Origin of the sequence: Mucilaginibacter celer (assembly GCF_003576455.2) — a bacterium.
Taxonomy (GTDB): Bacteria; Bacteroidota; Bacteroidia; order Sphingobacteriales; family Sphingobacteriaceae; genus Mucilaginibacter; species Mucilaginibacter celer.
In genome coordinates, this window is record NZ_CP032869.1 from 2,169,964 (window position 1) to 2,192,076 (window position 22,113).

The 22,113-nt window shown below is 43.3% G+C and carries 16 protein-coding genes; 6 read left to right on the forward strand and 10 right to left on the reverse strand.

All coding sequences use genetic code 11. The features are described 5' to 3' along the window. Window positions 1–37 precede the first annotated feature (37 nt). From istB to HYN43_RS08670, 5 genes are all read right to left on the reverse strand, one after another. Window positions 38–799 carry an IS21-like element helper ATPase IstB gene (gene istB / locus HYN43_RS08650; RefSeq protein ID WP_119407387.1) on the reverse strand — a complete coding sequence of 254 codons (762 nt, stop codon included), beginning with the start codon at window positions 797–799 and terminating at the stop codon, window positions 38–40. Window positions 800–819: 20 nt separating this feature from the next. Beyond that, a complete protein-coding gene (istA, locus tag HYN43_RS08655) occupies window positions 820–2,349 on the reverse strand; it encodes an IS21 family transposase (protein WP_245446919.1) in 1,530 nt (509 codons plus the stop codon). Between the two features lie 415 nt (window positions 2,350–2,764). Beyond that, entirely contained in the window at window positions 2,765–3,568 is an 804-nt protein-coding gene (locus HYN43_RS08660) for a helix-turn-helix domain-containing protein (RefSeq protein WP_119411321.1), read from the reverse strand. A 143-nt stretch (window positions 3,569–3,711) separates the two neighbouring features. Next, window positions 3,712–5,127 (reverse strand): aldehyde dehydrogenase family protein, encoded by a 1,416-nt coding sequence (locus HYN43_RS08665; protein ID WP_119411322.1) that lies wholly within the window; start codon window positions 5,125–5,127, stop codon window positions 3,712–3,714. Between the two features lie 319 nt (window positions 5,128–5,446). Further along, on the reverse strand, window positions 5,447–5,755 hold the full coding sequence (locus HYN43_RS08670) for a hypothetical protein (RefSeq protein WP_162996387.1): 309 nt from the start codon (window positions 5,753–5,755) through the stop codon (window positions 5,447–5,449). Between the two features lie 1,050 nt (window positions 5,756–6,805). Between HYN43_RS08670 and HYN43_RS08680 the strand changes: the two genes are divergently transcribed. From HYN43_RS08680 to HYN43_RS08705, 6 genes are all read left to right on the forward strand, one after another. Continuing rightward, window positions 6,806–7,693 (forward strand): pyridoxamine 5'-phosphate oxidase family protein, encoded by an 888-nt coding sequence (locus tag HYN43_RS08680; RefSeq protein ID WP_119411325.1) that lies wholly within the window; start codon window positions 6,806–6,808, stop codon window positions 7,691–7,693. Window positions 7,694–7,728: 35 nt separating this feature from the next. Next, window positions 7,729–8,034, forward strand: a complete 306-nt coding sequence (locus HYN43_RS08685) for a hypothetical protein (RefSeq protein WP_119411326.1) — start codon at window positions 7,729–7,731, stop codon at window positions 8,032–8,034. A gap of 64 nt (window positions 8,035–8,098) precedes the next feature. After that, window positions 8,099–9,046, forward strand: a complete 948-nt coding sequence (locus tag HYN43_RS08690) for a heme-binding domain-containing protein (protein WP_119411661.1) — start codon at window positions 8,099–8,101, stop codon at window positions 9,044–9,046. A gap of 4 nt (window positions 9,047–9,050) precedes the next feature. Next, a complete protein-coding gene (locus HYN43_RS08695) occupies window positions 9,051–9,527 on the forward strand; it encodes a cytochrome P460 family protein (RefSeq protein WP_162996388.1) in 477 nt (158 codons plus the stop codon). A gap of 87 nt (window positions 9,528–9,614) precedes the next feature. Then, window positions 9,615–11,879: a sensor histidine kinase gene (locus HYN43_RS08700; protein ID WP_119411328.1), complete on the forward strand. Its 2,265-nt coding sequence runs from the start codon at window positions 9,615–9,617 to the stop codon at window positions 11,877–11,879. Between the two features lie 211 nt (window positions 11,880–12,090). Next, window positions 12,091–14,538 (forward strand): tetratricopeptide repeat-containing sensor histidine kinase, encoded by a 2,448-nt coding sequence (locus HYN43_RS08705; RefSeq protein WP_119411329.1) that lies wholly within the window; start codon window positions 12,091–12,093, stop codon window positions 14,536–14,538. A gap of 52 nt (window positions 14,539–14,590) precedes the next feature. Here HYN43_RS08705 and HYN43_RS08710 read toward each other — a convergent pair whose 3' ends face one another. From HYN43_RS08710 to HYN43_RS08730, 5 genes are all read right to left on the reverse strand, one after another. After that, window positions 14,591–15,025 carry a nuclear transport factor 2 family protein gene (locus HYN43_RS08710; protein WP_162996389.1) on the reverse strand — a complete coding sequence of 145 codons (435 nt, stop codon included), beginning with the start codon at window positions 15,023–15,025 and terminating at the stop codon, window positions 14,591–14,593. Between the two features lie 31 nt (window positions 15,026–15,056). Further along, on the reverse strand, window positions 15,057–16,118 hold the full coding sequence (locus tag HYN43_RS08715) for an alpha/beta hydrolase (RefSeq protein WP_245447214.1): 1,062 nt from the start codon (window positions 16,116–16,118) through the stop codon (window positions 15,057–15,059). A gap of 54 nt (window positions 16,119–16,172) precedes the next feature. Continuing rightward, complete coding sequence (locus HYN43_RS08720; RefSeq protein ID WP_119411331.1) at window positions 16,173–17,171, reverse strand: alpha/beta hydrolase; 999 nt, start codon at window positions 17,169–17,171, stop codon at window positions 16,173–16,175. Window positions 17,172–18,022: 851 nt separating this feature from the next. After that, window positions 18,023–19,402, reverse strand: a complete 1,380-nt coding sequence (locus HYN43_RS08725) for a sigma-54-dependent transcriptional regulator (RefSeq protein ID WP_119411663.1) — start codon at window positions 19,400–19,402, stop codon at window positions 18,023–18,025. Window positions 19,403–19,572: 170 nt separating this feature from the next. Then, a complete protein-coding gene (locus tag HYN43_RS08730) occupies window positions 19,573–21,918 on the reverse strand; it encodes a sensor histidine kinase (protein WP_119411332.1) in 2,346 nt (781 codons plus the stop codon). Between the last annotated feature and the right edge of the window lie 195 nt (window positions 21,919–22,113).

A 22,113-nucleotide genomic window follows, 5' to 3' on the forward strand; every position in this document is an offset into this window, starting at 1 on the left:
CAGCGAACGCTGTAGAAGCGTTGTCAAAAGTAGTTATTTAAAGTGTGTTTTGCAGATAGCTTTTTTCGGGCTCTGCCGGCCTTCTTTTTCTCATCGACTCTCCCTTAAGTTCCATCCGGTGCGCATCATGCACGATACGGTCAAGGATAGCATCAGCGATCGTCTTTTCACCAATGACCTCATACCATTTACTGACCGGCAGTTGAGAGGTAATGATCAATGACGTTTTACCGTGCCTGTCCTCAATGATCTCCATCAGTGCAGCCCTGCTCTGCGCATCAAAAGGCTGTATACCGAAGTCATCCAGGATCAGTAGTTGCTGGCGTTCCAGTTTGGCGACATCCTTCATATAGGAACCATCTGCCTTAGCCATCTTCAGCTTAGCAAAGAGCTTGGGTGTGCTGGCATAGAACACGCGGTAACCCAGTATGCAGGCTTGGTGTCCGATAGCAGAAGCGATATAGCTTTTGCCGATACCGGTGCTGCCTGTGATCAACAGGTTCTCATTCCGGTCAATAAAGTGGCAGTCTGCCAGGCGCATTACCTGATTGCGGTCGATACTACGGTCGGCATGGTAGTGGATGTTCTCTACCGAGGCCTTATAGCGGAACTTAGCATACATGATCGTACGCTCTATGCGCCTGTTCTGCCGGTCGTCCCATTCGGCCTCTACCAGGTGGGCCAGCAGTTCATCAGTAGTGTATTCAGCGGTCTGGCCCGTTTCCAGGCAGCTTTTAAAGGCATGGTACATGCCAAAGAACTTCAGCTTGCGAAGTTTGTCCAAGGTGTTCGTGTTCATATCGATCTATTTATTAATGGTTATTTATAGTAGTTCTCTCCACGGATATTGTCATGGCTGGGCATAGGCAGTTCGTCAGCAAATAAGCTATCCTCGTAGCTGTCCATCTTGTTCTCCAGTATCTGCTGTATGGTCTTGTAGTTATAAACGCCATAACCGAGTGCACGCCTGCAAGCGCTGGCCAGCCTTTCGTTACCTGCCTTACGCGCCAGGCTGAGGATACCGATACAGGAGCGGTAAGCTTGTTCCGGGTGTTGCTTCCGGTCCAGTATCTTCAGGATGTAAAGCCTCACATCCTCATGAATGGATGCCGCCCATTCCAGGAACTTATCTGGTGTCCATTCGGTCATAAAGCGGTGTGTCGAAGCCAGGTGGTCTTTATCCGTAGTATAGCTGTAAGGGCTTTTGATACGCCTGTGCATGGCAATGCGTTCGTAGTGGTAATAGACCTCTACGTTGGTGCGGGAATACAGCAGTTTGACCTTCCTGCCGATGAAGCGGTACGGTACGCTGTAGTAGTGTTTGTCGATACCAAGACAAACATGCCCGTTCTTCATTACGGTGGCCTGGTGCTGCCGTTTGAACTCATAACGTAATGCCGGTAATGGCGAGAGAGCCTGGCGTTCTATCTCCTCGAACTGGAGCTTTCTGCTGTAATTGCGGCCTTTCAGCGGCTGGCTGTTATGTGCTTCTAAAGCGGCTTTGACCGCTGTGTTCAGTTCTGCAAGGGTATGATAGGCCTCTTTGCGAACAGGTGCGTAGATACGGCTGTAAACGATCTTAACAGCTCCTTCTACCAGTGCTTTGTCGCGAGGGCGGTACGCCCTCGCTGGTAAGATGGTCGTTCCGTAATGGTCGGCAAAGTCGGCAAAGGTCTCGTTCAGTGTTGGCTCATAGCGGTTGCTTTTGGTAACGGCAGCCTTCAGGTTGTCGGGAACGATGGCGGCAGGTACGCCGCCATAAAAGTGCAGGGCATTCTCGCAGGCTGCTATAAAGTCTTCTTTCTGCTGGCTCAGCACAGCTTCTACGTAAGTTAGCTGACTGGCACCAAGGATAGCAACGAACACCTCGGCCTCGATGACCTCACCGGTATCCTTGTCCGTTATGCTTAGCTTTTCACCGGCAAAGTCCACATACAGCTTATCACCGGCTTTATGATCCAGGTGCATCGTGGGGTTCACGCGGGCTTTCCACTGGTTGTAATAAAAGCAGAACTGGGTGTACTTGAACCCGTCAGGGAACTCTTTGATATAAGCTTCCCACAGGATGCGGCGGTTCATGCCGACACGCTTTAACTCTTTATCTATCTGCGGGAAACAGCGCTGCAGGGCCACCATGCGCTTGTCCGGGGGGCGTTCACTGCTTTTGCCAAAGAAGTCCTCCAGCTCTTTATCATTAAGGGTATTGATCTCTTCGAACGTAAAGCCGCTGGCATCGAACGCAACAAGGTACTTCTTTGCGGTATTGCGTGACACGCCGGACTGGGCCGCTATCGATAGCTTGCTGCGGCCCTGGCTGTACATCCTTAGGATCTGTCTTATCTTACTCATGCTTATCGTAGTGTTGGCCATTAGTGAAGTTGTTAAACCTCAAAAATAGGCCTGCTTCTACAGCATAAGTGGCTCGTTCGGGGTGGTCACTTTCCCGCGGAATCAGGTGGTCACTTTCCCGCGGAATCGGTGGTCAGTTTCCTCCGAAATCAGGTGGTCAATATCAGCGAATTCTCCAGACTGAGTATCGTTTATATCGATTATCATCCTTCAGAAAATTTGTGCCAGAAATTAACTTGTTGATTGTTTGGTGATTATGGAAAATGATGTCTTTTTAAGAAAAGGATATATAGATGATTAATTTAACATTATCGAAATATCATCAAATGAGTTTTTATCATATTCATTTGCTTCTATGATTTAGTTACCTATCGCATTGTATCTACACCTGAACTCGTTATAGACTTTCTTATCTTCAGGCATTTAATCTTGAAGGCGGAATACCAAATTGGCTTTTAAAAGCGCGTGAGAAGTGAGAGATATCTTCAAAACCTACCGTGATATATACATCGGAAGGCGTTTGCCCTTGTTGGCTGATTAAATGATAAGCCTCTTTAAGTCGCCTTGAAAGTAGCCAGCGGCCCGGAGATACACCGAATACTTGTTGGAAATCCCGTTTAAAGGAGGAAATACTTCTACCCGTCAAATATGCAAAACGCTGAATGCTTAAATTAAACCGAAAATTTTGTTCCATATAAACGGCAATATTAATTTTTGCGGGCTCGTTAAAGTCAAAAAGAATATCCTTAAGCTCTGGTTGTAATTTCAACAGCGTCAGAAGTGCTTCTTTTATTTTTAACTTAACTATCGAATCACTAAAGTCCGCGCTAGGCTGCAAAAATGGCGTAAGAGAATTAAAATAATCCAGGTAGTGAGAATTCTGTTTAAGCAACAGGACAGGTTCGGTACTATAGTGCGGGTGTGCGTTATAATTATATTCCAAAGCGAACTCTCTCAGTAGTGTTTGGTCGAATACTACAGACACCGAGTGGTAAACGCCATAAGCAGGAACCTGTTTTGTGAATTTCGCCAATTTGTTCCTGATACTTAATCTGAATTCGCCTTCCTTAAACGTTTTTTTTTCCTTGCCATCGTTAATTATTAAAGAGCCGGATATTTGAAAAGTGAAGAGAAATTCATCAATAAAATTTTCACCGCTGGAATTACTCGTGGCATAGGTTGATGACAAAATTCTATAACCCTGGTCTGTCAATTGCATAAGATGGTATTTACATTCAAACTGCCGTCTAACTATAAACTAAAGTATGATTTTTATTTACGTCTGTTCTCTATAGTTTTGCACTCAAAAAAAGGCTACCCACCAAAGTGATGCAGCCTCTTATCAAACATCAAATCATTTTATTAAACAGCGATAACTTTTGGCTCTACATATTCTGCCAAACCGTACGCGCCGGAGGTTCTTCCTATACCGGACTGTTTAAATCCGCCAAAAGGCGCTTTGTTTTCTTTGTTTATAGCAGTATTAACCAAAACTCTGCCTGATATGATTTGAGTTGCTACTTCACGAGCTTTATCAATATCGCAAGAGCTTACATATGCGGATAATCCATAAATAGTGTCATTGGCAATCTCAATTGCCTCTTCCTCCGTTTTATAGGTAATAACTGCCAGCACAGGGCCGAAGATTTCCTCCTGAGCGATTGTCATTTTTGTGTTCACGTTAATGAAAACGGTTGGTTTTGCATAGAAACCTTCCAATCCATCAGGATGACCAGGGCCGCCCACTAATAATTCAGCACCCTCTTCAATACCGGATTTGATATATCGTTGGACAGTTTCATACTGCTTTTGACTTACCATTGGACCGATATAAGTTTCCTGACTGTGTAAATCGCCAATCTTTAAATCCTCAGTATATTTTTTAAGCAGTGGTTTTATTTCCTCGATCCTTCTTTCCGGAACGATCAAACGCGTACCCGCATGGCAGGCCTGGCCACTGTTGCTGAAGGCGATTGCAATCGCCAGGGGAATTGCTTTCTCCAGGTCTGCATCCTCCAATAATACATTTGGTGATTTGCCGCCAAGTTCCAATACGACTCTTTTCAGTGTTTCTGTTGCACTGCGTTCAATTAACTTGCCCACGTTAGTAGAGCCTGTAAAGGATACAAGAGCCACGTCTTTATGCCCTGTGAGGGCAGCCCCGACAGTTATTCCCGTACCGTTAACAATATTTATTACGCCTGCAGGCACGTTTGCTGAAGCAAAGCATTCTGTTAATATCTGTGTTTGAATGGCACTTAATTCACTTGGTTTGATGACCATTGTACAGCCTGTTGCGATTGCCGGTGCCAGTTTACTGCATATATGAGTATAGTTTGCATTCCACGGAGTAATTGCTGCTATTACACCTAAGGGCTCATTAACAACGAGCGCATGTTCAAGCTTTGTCTCGAATTCAAAATTCTCCATAGCTTCTTTTGCATCCAAAAAAAGCTGTGCCGAATAACGCGTACGCCCTTTTGTTGCTGCTATTGGAGAACCATATTCTTCAACTGCTGCGGCGTTCAAATCATCTTCGCGCGCAATCATGGCTTCGTAAAGCCTTACAAGAATATCACCGCGTTCTTTCAAAGATGTTTTAGAAAAAGTTTTAAAGGCCGCCTTAGCAGCTTTTACTGCTTCGTTAACGTCCGTTTCATCACCTAAGTAGACGTCGCCAATGCGATCGCCAGTCGCCGGATTAAATAATGGGAGAATTTCCTTTCCGTGTGGATTTGTAAAAGCCCCATTGATATAAATCTTATTTATCGTTTTCATATTGTTAACAATTTAAAATTGCCAGTACTTTTTTGGCATGTACAAAAATACTGTGAAACTGAAACCGGTACTTGTCTGAAAAGTTCAATCTTTGTTGTCTGAGAAGTCCAAATAAAAATTTCTTCTTGTTTTCCTCAAAATAGTCGGGCTCGTATTTGATAGCTTAGTATAAGCCCCAAGATGAAAGTTTAAAAAGTGGTCGTGGACGATTAATTGTATCTAACAAACCCGCCAGGCAGTCGCTGCTTCGTTATTTACTGTTTCCATAATCTGATTTGTTAGACCGTGGGGACTTAGGTATTTTAAATGTGTGTGATTATTAATTAAGATTGGCCGCAAGCTTTGACCACAGGCGGATGGACATACCATGCATAAACCCACTATAGGAAGTCATTAAAATACCTTTGATCCCGTTGTGCAGGGACCTGATCGCATAAATGACATATGGCATACCGGCTTGTGCTTCACTTTGAATTAAATAGGTTTCGGCAATTTCAAAATCATCCGGGCTGATCAGTTCACCATCCTGCACACAGCGCAGAAATTCATTGTTAAGCGTAAAATCAAGGTCGTATCCTTTGTTTTGCAAATCGATGATCACTTCGGCTTTAGCGTCTGAATTTTTCATGTTTACCATTGTTAATGTTGATGATTAGATTAATTGCCACTTACCCATCTGCACAATCATTAGCTACCATTCAAAGGATATACCAATAGTTAATGGATTGATTGTTTGGTGTTTATGCTCTTGCTTGGTTTTTGCTGTCCGGCCTTATTTCGCCAAATAGGAGCAGCATTAGCGATATATAAGTAAAGCGTTCAGGCAACGCCGATAGAGATCTGTTAAATACTGGAAAGAGGTGCCTTTCACGCCTTCCCATCAAATAATCGAGAGTTGTTCATATTTCATTATGATTTCGCCGATTCCCGAAATGACATAAGCTCGTAGGCGTTACTTCTATTTATAATTATTTGATTGTGAGTAAGTTGAGCTGGTGGCATGGCATGTGCCTAATCGTTGCCTTCATCAGATAAAATGATATAAGCCATGCAAATCACAAACAACGAACCAGGGACAGAATTGCCGAGAATAATCGCTGAACAAGCCGCGATGGGAACAAGGGCAGATTGCCGGAGTACTGTTGGAAAGTCATGGAGATTGTTCCGTTGGCCAGCCCCAATGCTTGCTGCACCACTACGGTTTTTGAAGGGACAAATGTTTGTCATTTATATGTATGCACTGGAACTGCTTTATACACTATATAAATGAATAATGATCCATTTAAATGTTAAAATTATGAAAGGTTTTACAAAAATCTCCGCAGTTAAAATCGCTTCAGCAGCGCTTGAATCAATTAAACGCTCTTAACCGAAATTATGGAAACGATCATCTTTTTACTCACCCGGCTGATCATGTTTATCTGCATGGCAATTGTTTTAAGGCAAACTTGCGCTTTGCAGAAAGAGAACACACTCGCCGACTGGAATATTTATTAGGCAATAACCGGACTAAGCTCCCCTTCAAATTGTTGACATTTCAATTTGCATCCGGTGATAAGCGAAATATCGCAGGTCGTAGTTATTATATTTTAATGTAATTATTTGATTGTTAATTATTTAAATGTTGGCACTATGTTTACCTTATATAAATGGCCATTGCATATTAAAATAAAAAAACATGTCGGGAACCATATTTCATTTGGGAGAGAAATTTGTTCAGGAGCAATCCGGCGAAAGGACAATGGCGTTGCGCAATGAGGGGATTATAAGTAACCAACTGGCGGAAGGTGCCGTGATATTTATACAAAACCAAAAGATCTTTTTTGCGTCATCCATGGATGACCGGGGTATGGTTTGGGCTTCGGTATTGACCGGTGAACCTGGCTTTTTAAAATTGGACGAGGATCACCATTTGATCCTTGACCCTGCGCTGCTTCGATCCAGCCCGGGGGATATCTTTTGGACTAACGTCCGCAACGGACGGGGTGTCGGCCTTCTTTTTATCGAATTGCTTACCCGGCGGCGGTTCCGGGTGAACGGGCACATCTTCGCCGAAGCTGGCCGTTGGCGGATACAGATTGATCAGGCCTATCCTAATTGCCCTAAATATATTCAACGCCGCCAGCTGATCAGTAACCACGGGGAATCCCCGCCTCCCGCCCGAGAGCTTGAAGGTTGGATGAAACAAGCAGATACGATTTTCGTGGCCAGCGCAGACACGGACGGAGACCTGGATGTTTCTCACCGGGGTGGTGATACCGGCTTTATAGCATATATCGATGAACAAACACTGCGCATACCGGACTATATCGGGAACAGCATGTTTAACACCCTGGGCAACTTCCATGTTAACCCTGCCGCGGGGCTCCTGGTGGTGGATTTTACCAATGGTCAAACACTGCAGTTAAGCGGGAAAGCTGTAGTCCACCTGGATGAGGAGCCGGGGAATGTGATTACCGGTGGCACCCACCGGTTTTGGGATTTTAAGATCGAAAAATCGGTTTATAGCCAGTCCCTGTTCGATTTCAGTTCACGCTTTATAGATTTTTCGACTTTTAACCCTTAACGGGCCAAGCCTTTAACCGGCCTGATACATCAACTATGGAAAGGAACTTTCACTATGACACTGCGGCAATAGCGATCAGCGAACTTAAACGCCAGGGCTTTATTATCGATTTTAATCTGCTGGCCAACCGCCTGATCGGGCCGGGCAATAAATATAATATAGACAACTTTGAGATCAGGGATATCTATCGTTACGAAGGTGATTCAGATCCAGCCGATGAGGTGATCATTTATGCGATCGAATCCGGGACCGGTGACAAAGGAATCTTCGTAGCTGCCTATGGAAGTTCAACAGATCAAATAACAACGCAGGTGATAGAACGCCTCAAAAAGCAGGCTTAACTGCGCTGTATCATTATAAGATCGTTTCCACTGCATGCAGCACTTACATTTAATCCTTAAAACCATGAGCCTATTTAAAAAAGAGACTTTCGTGAGTATCGGGCTGATTTTACTGATCATCTTTATCTCTATCCAGTTTCTACGCCCCGAAATAAAAAAACGACCCGTGACGGGGGATATTCCCGTTCCGGCCAATGTCAAGGCTATCTTCAAAAGGGCCTGTTACGACTGTCATTCCAACGAAACAGAATTAGGCTGGGCCGATCAGATCGTCCCTGTTTACTGGCTGGTGGCCAGGCACATCAATACGGCGAGGGCACACCTTAATTTTTCGGAATGGGATAAATTAACGCCCGCCGAGCAAAAGACAAAATTATGGGAAGCGATCAATCATGCTGCGCTGGGGGCTATGCCTCGCCCGAATTATACATTTATTCATCCATCAGCAAAAGTATCGGCTGCTGATGTCGCCACATTAAAAAACTACTTAGCGGGTTTGGTCGATCATAAACCATCCGATACCGCGAAAGTCAATGCTGATGCCCTGCAATACCAACGATGGATTCGGGGTGATCAAAAAATAACAGCCTTACCCGTGGCTTTAAACGGCATCTCCTACGACCCGGATTATAAGAACTGGCAACCGCTGAGTACCAGTGATCGTTTTGAGAGCGGAACTATGCGGGTCATTTTTGGGAATGACATTGCCGTACAGGCGGTAAAAAACAATCATACGCGGCCCTGGCCGGACGGGACGCGGATCGCCAAAGCCTTGTGGACACAGATCATAGATACAGCCGGGAACACCCGCACCGGTGCATTTGTCCAGTTGGATCTGATGATTAAGAATACGAAAAAATACAGATCTACAGGCGGTTGGGGTTTTGCCCGGTTTAAAACACTCAAGATGGTACCGTATGGCAAGACTATCTCATTCGCTTCAGAATGTATCAATTGCCACCGCCCCATGAAAGATGAAGATTATGTATTTACCATCCCTATTAAACATTAACGCCATGAAAATCAAAACCTATTTGGTACTGTCCGCTTATTCGCTAATATTGGCAGCCTGTGCCGGTCCTACGATCGCTGACGAACCCGTTAATGTGGAAGCCTCGCTTCCTGTTGACTTTAATTTCTCCAAACAAGGATTTAAAGTGATCAGCACGCTGATAGACAAAAAAAAAGCTACCATGGCAACAGTTTACGGCAATGATATCGCACTAAATGCTGCGAAAACCAGTGATCCGCTGCATGCACCGGGATTAGTAATGGCCCTGGTTACGTGGCAGCAGCAATCCAATCGCTACTGGTATGGAAATAAGATCCCCGGAACATTACTTTCGGTGGAGATGGTAACAGCCGATAGAAAAAAGGGGGAAATAACCTATGCTCTTTTCGAGGGTAAAACACTCAGGTTCAAACCCGGTATCTCACATCCTGAAAAAAGGATCAGCTACATTCTCGATCAGAAACCATCTATAATGCCCTAAAGATCTGTCCTCGTTTTTGTTCATATACGCATTGCTTGTTGTAACTGGAAAATAGCTCACTGGATAGTTAGCAGAATCCATTCGCCAATGATTTGCACCATCAAAACATCAGGGAATAATCGTATTTTATACAGCTGCGTGACAGCTGTGCCATTTCTGATTTTCTTTATTTTATGCCCTTTTATAACCAGAGCACAATACTATGGGTTTCCAAGACCTGTTCCTGCGAATAGAGGAGCTGAATTATTGACAGGGTTAAAAAAGAGTAAAGCGGATAGTGACCGGGTTAACATACTTTTAGATCTCAGCAACCTTTATTATAATAAACAGCAAAGGAAAGACGCAGATTTAAATACAGCCACGCGTTATGCAGACCAGGCCAGGCAGTTGTCTGCGAAAATTAATTATCGGCCGGGTTTTGGAAAGGCCCAGGTCCGAATGGCGGAAATATTAAGCGACAAAGGTAAAGTAACAGAAGCTGAACATTTATTGCCCACAGTTACCGATACGACAAGGATTAACTTATTACTTGCGTTGAGTTATAAAAGTTTTTATGCCGCCGATGATATAACGGACAATTACTATAAAAATGCATTAAAATATGCAGAGCAAGCCAGGGATTCATCAAAAAGCCTGCACCAGAAAGTAAAGGAGATCATCGCCAGGACAATCCTGACGCATTACAGGCATTATGGCAACTATCCTGGAATTGAAAAAGATTATAACGATATCATAAATGAGTGTAACCAGGTGCATTACCCGTACCTGGAGTACATCTATTTACCTATGTATATCTTTTATATGGACAATGGTCTTTATGAGAAAGGCTTTGAACTTGCTCAAAAATCATTTGAGTTGGAGAAAAAAAATAAAGATCCGCTGGCACTGGCAGATTGTTATTCTGCCTTATCACGATTTTACGCCAATGCGAAACAACAGCAAAAAAGCATCGACTTTTTAAAGCTCGCTATTACACAGATGAAAATTCACCCGAGTATGTTTGGCAACAAGATCCCGGAAACGGTAACTGTCATTTCCAGCATGCTTCGTTATAAGAAAAGAGATCGTGAAGCGCTTGCTTTTTTGCAAAAAAGCATCAGGGAGTTCCCGGCGGACGACGCGGCAGAAGCCGCAAGATATGAACAGGAACTTGGAAGGTGTTATCAAAAGATCGATAACAGCCAGGCGGAAAAATATTTGCTCAAGTCTTATAATTATTTATTTAAAAAAAAACAGGCATTTCAAAACGATCATTTCGAAATGGCGCAGTTTTATGTGGAGACGAGATCTTATGCTAAGGCAAAGCCCTATCTTGACCGTATTTTTAAAACTGTAAAGCAGAAACTTCCACTGTCCCGACGCAGTAATTTAGAATATTTAGCTTATAAAGTAGACTCTGCTGCCGGCAATTACCGGTCCGCGTTGACCCACCTGAGTAAAAATAAAGCGCTTGATAACTTGTATTTAACCGAAAAAAGAGAGCACGATATGCAAGATTTCGATGTTAAATATGAGACGAAGAAAAAAGAAGATCAGATCAAAATGCTAAATCAGAAGGCAGCATTGGAAAAAGGCGATATGCAACGCCTGACGCTGGTAAAAAATGTAACGATAGGAGGGATCCTTTTGACACTTTTTATCGCCTTCTTATTGTACCGGCAAAGTGCGCAACGTAAAAAGAACAATCAGGTGATTTCTCAGAAAAATGATTTACTGCAACATTTGCTGACGGAAAAGGAATGGTTGTTAAAAGAGGTACATCACCGGGTAAAAAACAACCTGCATACGGTGATTTGCCTGTTGGAGTCGCAGGCCGTTTATCTGGAAAATGATGCTTTGAAAGCGATTGAAAACAGCCAGCACCGGATTTACGCCATGTCGCTGATCCACCAGAAACTTTATCAGTCTGAGGATATCAAAACGATTGACATGGGCATCTATCTGCCCGAATTCATCGGCTACCTTAAGGATAGTTTCGGAACTGGGAGCCAAATTCTGTTTGAATTAAATATCGAACCAATAAAATTGGGTGTTTCCTATGCAGTACCTTTATCCCTGATTATTAATGAAGCCGTTACCAATGCCCTTAAATACGCCTTCCCTGATAACAGGGCGGGCAAAATTACTGTCTATATGTATAGAACCGGTTTAATTATCAGACTCATCATTGCAGATAATGGGGTTGGAATTAGTCCTGCAAAAATCGAGTCCCCGTCAAATTCCCTGGGATTGAAGTTACTTCGGGGATTGACCGAAGATATCCAGGGAACGATAGGTATTACCAATGACAACGGAACCAGAATTCTGATTGAATTTGAAATAGATACGGTTATGAACAGCCTGGCTTCCTGATATTACATTTTAAGAGGGCTGAATATCTTGAATTAGGAGCCAATAATAATAACTTGATTTTTAGTGCTTTAAAATGATTGCAATTTGTTAGTCATCTAAATTTATTTTAGATTCGATTAATATCGCAGGTTAGATTCTTCCGTCCCCTTTTATTATTAGTGGGCTCAGCTATACATGGCGTGCGATTAATCACTCCTATAGCGCTGAAATCATGGCAAAAACAGTAATATTCTTATACTTTTTATTCTGGCTTACTGTTCCGTCAAACGCGCAAATGAGCAAATTAAGCCAGGAGAAACAGCAGCTCTTACTGCAATTGAGCCTGAATTATTATACTGTTGTTAAGGAGGGCCAAGTTGATCAGGATAGCAGCCTTCTGCTGGTAAGCCAAAAAGATCGTTTAAGCCGCTGGACAGTCATTACCGATAATTTCGGCAATGCGCTTGTTCAATCCGATAATAAATGGATAGATACCCGGGAGCCCGCTATTGCCGAAAAAAGGCTTGCCACTCTTAAGGGAATTGATCGTGTTCAACTACTGGTTTTGTTAGGTGCCTATTATGCATTCCAACCGGGATACCATCAAAGTGACCGGGAAAGAGCGCAGCATTTTTTGTTGCAGGCCCGGCAGCAAAGTGCGGAACTGTACTCGACATTCTGGACCAATCAGACGCTTTGCTTATTGGGTAAAAACTACTTCAAAGCTAACGAGGTAAAAAAAGGAACAGATTGCTTCGCACAAATTTTTGATAACTGCAAAAAGACGAAGGATAAAGTAATGGAAGCGAAGGCGTGGGATTACCAAGGTAGCTACATCCCGCCGTCCGCGGCCACCATTTTACTCAAAGTAACCAGCATTAGCAAGGCCAATGAACTATATCAACAGCTCAATCAGCCTGCAAAACAAGTAAATACTTTGCTAAACCTGTCCTATTTGAACTTTTTAATGAAAAACATGAAAGTGGCGGAAGCTGCCGCAATCAGTGCGCTTCAGATTCAAAAGACTCTCGATTTTCCTTTTGTCCATTATACTTATGATATTATTTCACTGATCTCCGCGACGACAAATGCTGCCAGTAAAGATTTGGAGTACGCTTTAAAGGCGGTCAAGTCTTCCCTTGCAACACGGGATAGTTTAGGATTGGCTTATTTTTATGCGAGGGTCGGCCATACGACTTACGGACCCAAAGCTGCTTCCTATCCATTCGCCAATTACTGGCTCGGTAAAGCGTTAGAGGAATTCAACAGAACGCGAAATCCTGATGTCTTTCCGATCCTTTTCAACCTGGCGGAAAACTACAATCAAATGGGTAAATCGACCGTGGCAATCGGCCTTTTGCAAAGCACGCTCAAAAAAAACGTACCAGGTAATACCAGGGACAAAATCTTTTTGTATATGTCACTTGCCGAAAACTACCAAAGTTTAAAGAGATACCCTGAAGCCGAAAAAAATTACTTGATTGCAGATGAATTGAGTGACAAAAACACGATGATCACCAAAGATTTCCGTGCTGCGTACGTGAAATTTAAAATAGGCCGTTTCTATTTTGATACGAAAAAGTACGATAAAGCAGAAGGGTACTTTCAGCAGGCCCTGAAAATTCCCGGTCCAAAAACGGATGAAATAGCCACGTTGGCAGACATTCATATATTCCTTTATAAAATTGATTCTGTCCGTGGAAATTATGAGTCGGCGGCCAGGCATTTACAAGAGTATATCCGCTATAATCAGGCCCAGGTTGATTCCATGGATATGAAAAACCTTGCGGGACTGAAATTACAATTGCTGATGACGAAAAAGGAAAAAGACCTTCAGCTACTACAGGCCAAAAATGCCCTGCAAATCCAACAAGCGAATACCATCAGAAAATTCATAATTATCGGTTTAGTTATATCGTTGTTGGTCATTGGAATGTTGTATAACCGCTATCATATTAAAAATAAGCAAAAGCGGCTAATGGACAAAAAGAACAATCAGTTGCAACAAGCGATCAATGAAAAAGACGAATTATTAAAGTCGAAAGAGTGGCTTTTAAAAGAGGTGCATCACCGGGTGAAAAACAACCTCCACACAGTAATTTGCCTGCTGGAATCACAGGCCGCCTATTTGGAAAAGGATGCGTTGAAGGCCATTGAAAACAGCCAGCACCGGATTTACGCGATGTCACTCATCCATCAGAAACTATACCAGTCTGAAGATATCAAAACCGTGGACATGTCAACGTACCTTCCGGAATTTGTTGGTTATCTCAACGATAGCATCGGGACTGGAAATCAGGTCTATTTTGAACTGGCCATTGAGCAGATAAAGCTAGGCGTATCTTATGCTGTCCCTTTATCACTGATCATCAACGAAGCAGTAACCAATTCAATTAAATACGCATTTCCGAAAAGTAGAAAAGGCATGATAAAGATTACGATGAAAAATATTGAACAGAAAGTTCAACTGATCATCGCTGATAATGGCATTGGGATAAGTACAGAGAAAATTAATTACGCTTCAAGTTCCCTGGGCCTCAAACTACTGAAAGGATTGACGGAAGACATACAGGGAGACATCTCAATCTCCAATGAAAACGGAACTACGATCAGGATTGAATTTGAAATCGATCCTTTAATGGATTCCTTTATTCCCGAAACAGGTGCAGTAAATGTATAGGTAACGGACCTGAAGTCCAGGCCCGTTATTATTGCTTAATTCAAGTTTAGGATTAACAGTAGCCGGTATCCTTATTGAAAGCCTTTTCAATCTCGCGTGAATCCTCCAGGATGAGGAACCTGGTTATCAGGCCATCCACTACGGTAAAGCGCATGCAGATCTTAGCTGAATATTTTTTCCTGGTGTCTTTAACTACCCGGCTTGCGACGGCAAAGAGGGCGGCTTCCTGGCCATCAAAAAAAAGATGGTCGATAGTAAAGCTTTCTTCCCCCGGTACGTGCGCATCAAAAAGCTGTTTTAGTGCGACAGCCACTTCCGGGCGTTTGTTGCGCTTACCGGTCCAGGGCATAAAGGGAGATTTTGCTATGTAATAATCAGGCTCTTCGTCAAAAAACGAAGCCGCGGCTTCTGCATCAAGTTGGGCCGCACTCTGAAAAAATCCATTGATCACTTCCTGGGTCGATGGTATTTGTGCCTTAGCTTCCATTCGCATTTAATACAAAATAGGTGATTTAAAACTATTTCAGATATTTCTTCATTTCAGCGGCCGCCTGTACAAACAGAGAACGGGTTTGTGGTATAGTCGCCAGGCCATTCAGTAAACCGAAATCATGGATCACCCCATTGTAACGTACAGCGGTAACAATGACCCCTGCCTGCTCCAATTTCCTGCCGTATGCCTCTCCCTCGTCTCTTAATACATCGTTTTCAGCAACCTGGATCAAAGCAGGTGGTAAGCCCTTCAACTGTTCGTGAGTTGCCTGCAGTGGTGAAGCATAAATGTTTGTACGCTTCCCTGCGTCAGGGATATACATATCATACATCCATTTCATCAAAGGCGTGGTCAGGAACCTTTGGTCGCCATATAATTTGTAGGATTCGGTTTCGAAGTTTGCATCCAATATAGGCCACATCATGATCTGCAGGCTGATGTGCGGCCCTTTGTTCTCTTTCGCTTTAAGCGCGGTTACGGCCGTCATATTACCGCCAACACTATTGCCTACCACAGCCAGTTTTTTACCATTCACATTGATTTCGCTCCCGTGCTCTGCAACCCATTTGGTGGCAGCATAGATCTCATTGATCTGCGTAGGGAAAACGGCATCAGGTGTCCTGGTATAATTGACGAATACGCCCACACAACCTGAAAGCACAGCCAGATCCCTTACCATGCGCTCGTGAGTAGGAAAATCACCTAAAACCCAGCCGCCACCGTGGATATAAATAAATACGGGCAACACGCCTTTTAATCCCGCCGGACGCACGATGTTCAGCTTGATTTTATAACCTCCGCTGCTAATCGTTTTTTCGGATACATTAATACCGGACAGATCGACCTTATAGGCGCTCTGAACGTCGACCAACACCTGACGTGCCTTCACAGGGCTAAGTGTTTCCAAACCCGGGCCACCGGTGTTTAAAGTTTTCAGGAAAGTTTTAACTGCCGGGCTCAGGTGTTCGTCCGTGGCATAATCCTTTACCTGGGCCTGCGTATTTAAGCTGCCGGCCAACATCAGCAGCAGGATACCGGTAAACCAATTGATGGCTGCTGTAAATGTATTTTTGTTTTGATTTTTCATATTCTTGTGTTTTTCGAAGTTAAATTCATTCCTTGGTTGTTTTATTCACCTGATCTACATCAAGTGTTTTTTAAGTTCAGCCGCGGCCTGTGCAAATAAAGAGCGTGTCGGATGGATGGTAGCCAGCGGATTCAATAACCCAAAATCATGAATCACGCCGTTATAACGGACTACAGTCGTACGCACACCGGCCTCATCCAGTTTTCTGCCATAAGATTCTCCTTCATCTCTTAAAACATCGTTTTCTGCTACCTGAATAAGTGCAGGCGGTAAACCGGTCAATTCTTCTTTGGTGGCCTGCAAGGGCGAAGCATAGATATCCTTCCTTTTTTCAGGATCAGAGATATACATATCGTACATCCATTTCATTAATGACGTAGTTAAAAACCGATCTTCGCCGTACCGCTGATATGAATAGGTTTCGAAATTTGCATCTACAATGGGCCACATCATGATCTGCAACTTAATTTCCGGCCCGCCGTTTGCTTTAGCTTTCAGGGCGGTTACCGCCGTCATATTACCACCAACGCTGTTGCCGACAACCGCCAGCCGTGTTCCATCGACATTGATCTCGGAACCGTTGGCTGCCACCCATTTAACTGCGGCAAAAATCTCATTTATGGCCCGCGGGTAAACCGCATCGGGGGTCCGGGTATAATTGACAAAAACGCCCGCTGTCCCTGAAAGTACTACCAGGTCGCGTACCATTCTTTTATGGGTCGGATAGTCTCCTAACACCCAGCCGCCGCCGTGAATAAAGATAAAAACCGGCAATGTTTTGTCGACACCTTGGGGCCGCACGATGTTCAGCACGATCTCGAAACCGTCGGCGTTGACTGTATGCTCCGACTCATCTACGGCGGACATATCCACCTCTACGGACAACTGAGCTCCCTCGAGCACTTTGCGCGCCTCTAAAGGAGGAAGTGATTCGAGCGGCACGCCCCCGGGTGCATTAAGCGCCTTTAAAAATTCTCTGACTTCAACCGACAACATCGGGTCTTCTGCAAATGGTGGTATGATGACTTTACCTTCATTTTTTTGTGTGTCCATCTTTTTGTTTTTTTTAATTAATAATGATTTTCGGCTTACCGTAGGAGGGATAACCGGCTGTTAAGACTCACGCAGCGGTAATGGCCGGTTTCATTAAACCAATGTGATGCCATATTTAAATCGATTGATTAACAGTATTTTATAACTTATGGAGGCGGCGGCAGGTTGCGATATATCACCTATATGAAGGTTTTTGTTTAAATATCATGTTCATACCGGGTATTCGGTCCCTGTGGATACTTTTTGCACTGCCTTTTGTAACAGGTATTTTAAGAGAATTACAAAACTGGTTTCCTTAAACATGTGTAAATTTCAAGGTTAAACCATATAGATCCGATATGTCGCTGGCTCAGAGAGGGTAGGGGGGAACATTCATACAGCGGGTTACTTACGAACGAGGATGGTTTTAATTATTTGTGAGTGGATCATAAAAATCAGAAACAAGGTAAAAAAATGCATAGCTTAAACGTCTTTGACCGGTACCCCGGATTATTTAGCCGGTCAATGTAGATTCGTGCCGGGGGCGAACAGGCATCGCCATCACGGGTTTAGGATTTGTAGTGGTAAATTCAAGCTGGTTATTATGCATATCACTGATGCTACAGGCCACAAGGAGATCCTCGGTCCGTCAAAGACCTGTTCAGGTATTTTAGGAAATGCGCTGGTTGCAATGGGACAATGCTCTGCCTGCTGCGTTTACCATCATAAGTATTGCCTCCGTGAAAAACAATTACAGGCTGGCTGCTTTAGACCGATTAAACTGACATCATTATTCCTGACAGCGGCATACTGCAGATAAGCTTACTTTAATTCAGTTACTTGATAACAGGGAGTTAATCCAATTGGCCTTATCAATGATAACGTTTCTTATCAATCCCCAATTTTTTCATCCGGGAGTTAAGCGTGGATACATTGATATTTAAAAGCTCTGCTGCACCGCCTTCGCCGTAAACTTTCCAGTCGCATTTGGCCAGCGTAGCCAGAATGTGGTCGCGTTCATTTTCCTCCATTGTTTTCACTTTATCTTCTTCGATATCTATGATAGGAGCGCCTTTATCTTTAGGCAGGACTAACGTATTAATTAGCGTTCCCATTGATAACAAAACACTTCTTTCCATCATATTCTCCAGCTCCCGTACATTTCCCGGCCAGCTATACTTGCGCATGATGCTGATCACCTCATCTGAAAATCCGGTGATTGTTTTGCCCTGCTTATCGGCATATTTTTTCAGGAAATAGTCGGCCAGCAGGAGGATATCATTATGCCTTTCACGTAACGGTGGTAAAAGGATCGGGAAAATATTAAGTCGGTAGTACAGGTCAAGCCGGAAACGGCCAGCGCTGATCTCTTCCTCCAGGTTGCGATTGGTAGCCGCGATGATGCGCACATCTACTTTTTTGGCATTACCCCCAATCCGCTCGATCTCCTTTTCCTGCAATACCCGTAAAAATTTGACTTGCAGATCCAGCGGCAATTCCCCTATCTCGTCCAAAAATATCGTTCCCCCGTCCGCTTGTTCAAACTTGCCGACACGCTTATTAAATGCCCCTGTAAATGAGCCTTTTTCATGCCCGAAAAGCTCGGATTCGATTAGATTGGCCGGCAAAGCACCGCAATTGACAACGATTAAAGGTTTGTTTTTTCTGTTAGACAGGCGGTGGATGCCTTGTGCGATCAACTCCTTGCCGGTGCCGCTTTCCCCCAGGATCAAAACAGCAGTATCTGTCTGGCTGACGATCTTGACATTATTCAGGATCTCCAACATCACCGGGCTGTTGCCGATGATACTTTTTAGATCACCTGCGGCAGCATGCTCTCCACTTTTTAGATAAGCCTCCCTGTTTTTCACTTCTTCCCCGGCCTGGCTATGCAGGTACCAGGCTACATCGAGCATAACCAATACATCCTTCGCCCGGAATGGTTTAACCAGGAAGCCATAGGGCTTGGTGGCCTTGGCTGCATCCAGAATTTGTTTATTGGAATTTGCCGACAAGTATACAAAGGCGATATTCATCGCCCGGAGTTGTGCAGCCAGGTCGATACCCGTTAACGTACCTTGCAACAGAATATCGAGCATGACCATATCCGGCTTTTCTTTTTCGATCGCCTTTAAGGCTACAGGTACAGAGCGCGCGATACCGGTAACCTTGTAGCCTGCACGTTCCAGTATGCCCTGCATATTGTTGGCTTCTATGAACTGGTCCTCAACGATTAATATTTTAGTTTTCAATTGGATTTTCATTAGCGTAATTAAAGTGCATACAAGTGTATTTGTTCAGGTCACTATGAATCTATCGGGTAACTATGTGTTTGTAATGCTGACTCGATGTTTAAAGGATTATTATTAAATTTAATAGCGCTTCTTGTGCTTAATTCCTTATTAAATATTCCTAAAATATTTCATACCGTCTGAAGTTGGTCGATATTAAATACAATGCTTATTCTTGTGCCTTGATTATTTTCGATCTTGATCCGTGCGTTGATATCTTCGCTAAGTCCGTTCATCAATTTTAAGCCAAGGGATTCTAACGGCATGTTGACCAAAATGGGGTTCAAACCGATGCCATTATCCGCAATGATCAGCGAGATATCCTGCCCTCGTTGGTTCATGGATATGGATATGATACCAATTGTATCAGGAGCGAAAGCATACTTGATTGAATTGGTCACAGCCTCGTTGATAATCAACGCCAGCGGGATAGCTTGTGATACGCCCAACTGGATTGGTTCTATATCCAGTTGGAAACGCACTTGTCGCTGAGTGCCAAAACTATCATTCAGGTATTGGACAAATTCTGGCAGGTATAATGACATATCAATAGTCTTGATGTCATCCGATTGGTAAAGCTTTTGGTGGATCAGTGACATGGCGTAGATTCGGTGCTGACTGCTTTCAATAGCTTTCAAAGCGTCATTTTCCAGGTAAACTGCTTGAGACTCCAATAGACATATTACGGTGTGCAAATTGTTTTTAACCCGGTGATGGACTTCTTTTAAAAGCCATTCCTTTTCCGTCAGCAGATGCTGCAAAAGGTTATTTTTATAGGTTATCAAGTTATTGCTTTTTTGCTTTTGTAAGTACATATTGTAAATGGTACCCAGCAGCAACAAAAGTATTCCGGCAGCCGCTATGATCCAATTTTTCGTATTTTCAGCATGTTTCAAGATCGCCTGCTGCAATTTTGCTTTTTCCTGCAATAGTTTGATGTCTTTTTTCTTTTGTTCGGTATCATAATTTATTTCCAGCTCCTCAACCTGTCTGTTTTTGGCAATATTAAATGCAGAGTCATTAAGGCGTTGATAACGTTGTAAATAGTTTATAGCTGAAGAAAACCTTCCCGCAGCAGAATCAACCTTAAACAAGCCTTTGAACAAGTTTTTATAAGAAGGGTTGGTATTTACGCCCGGGTCGCCATACAATACTTGTTTGAAATATTTTTCCGCCTGGGTGTAATGCTTCCAATCTAAATAGAACATGGCTATGCTATAGTCAAACAAATAGCCATTTTGCGCTTCCTTGTTTTTTATCTGGAGTTTGTATAATCTGACAACCTCCATAAAATATTTCTCTGCCAACGCGTAGTTTTTCTTTGCCGCAAAGCATTTACCCATAATTGCGGCTACCAGCTTTTTGTCCTCATTAGTTGTCGGCGGATATTTTCTTTTAAGGAAAAGTACGTGTTTCAGGGCATCTTCCGCTTTGCCATTCTTGATCTGGAACGCACTTAATTGGCGTTCGGTCTCATAAATCCAGTGTATTTGCCTGGCGGCGATGGCAAGTTCCTGCATTTTTCTCAGCCATTTGACACCTTCAATCTGATTGTCCAAAGCTGAATAAATCGTTGTGAATCTTGCGAAATAATTGATCAAAGCAGCCGTGTCTTTTTTTGCATCGGGGCTTTTTATTGTTTCATAGGCATAGTAAAGGGCTTTGTGGTAATCCCTTTTATTCATGTACACCAGGCACAGCAGATCATAGGTGAAATAAACATCAGGGTGGTGTATTGCCTGGTAACCTTTCAATATCTCCAGCACCTCTTTTTCTGCAAGGGCAACTCTGCCATCACTCATATGCATCTGGGATACTTGCTGTCGCGCCCATAACTCGTCGGCCTTATCGCCCACACGCCTGGCAAGCGCAGCCATCTTATTCAGAAAACTTTCTTGCCACGATTTGCTGAAAATACTGTAGCGGGGTATAAAGATATTAGCAAACTCAACGATGCCGTAAGCCGTTTCTTTCTGATCAGCCAAACTTTGCCACTGCAGCATAAACGCTTTGTTTATTAAACTATCAACCGTTTTTAATTGAGCGGCGTCGGTAACGTTATAGTACTTGGTTAATTCGATGCATGCGATGAACAGGTAGAATTTGTCTTCAGGACCACTTAAAATAGTGGTCGCCTGTTCCGCGTAACTTTTTGCAATAGCTTTTTGGCCGTATTCATTATACATTTTTGCTTTCAGGAGGTTTGAATAACCAAAAAAATGGTTCGACCTCGGCTGCCTGTTCAATGCATCAGCCTGCCTGATAAATTCCGCAGCGCTATCAAGATCGGCCTTATATTCGCCAGCTTTCGTAATATTATAATTAGCTAAGTTGAGCAGTGAATGGATCCTGCTATTATTTGCTTTTATATTTATAAGCGTTGCACGTATAGAGTCTGCATCATGCCGGGAAAAATACTGGCCACGCGCGATTATGGTAAATAACAACATGAAGAAGGTAAAAATTGGTCTTTTCATATTCACCCTAATTATTTAATATCATATCGTTCATCCTAATCCGGTATCCACCGTCACCGCAAAAGTATTTTTCTCAAATCCTGTTTCTATTCCTTTCGCTTATCCTCAACTTATTTTGGCATAAAATTTAGAGATTGTTTTATTAACCAATTGAACCTGAAATTTTTACGTGGTTGATTTATGTTAAATATAACT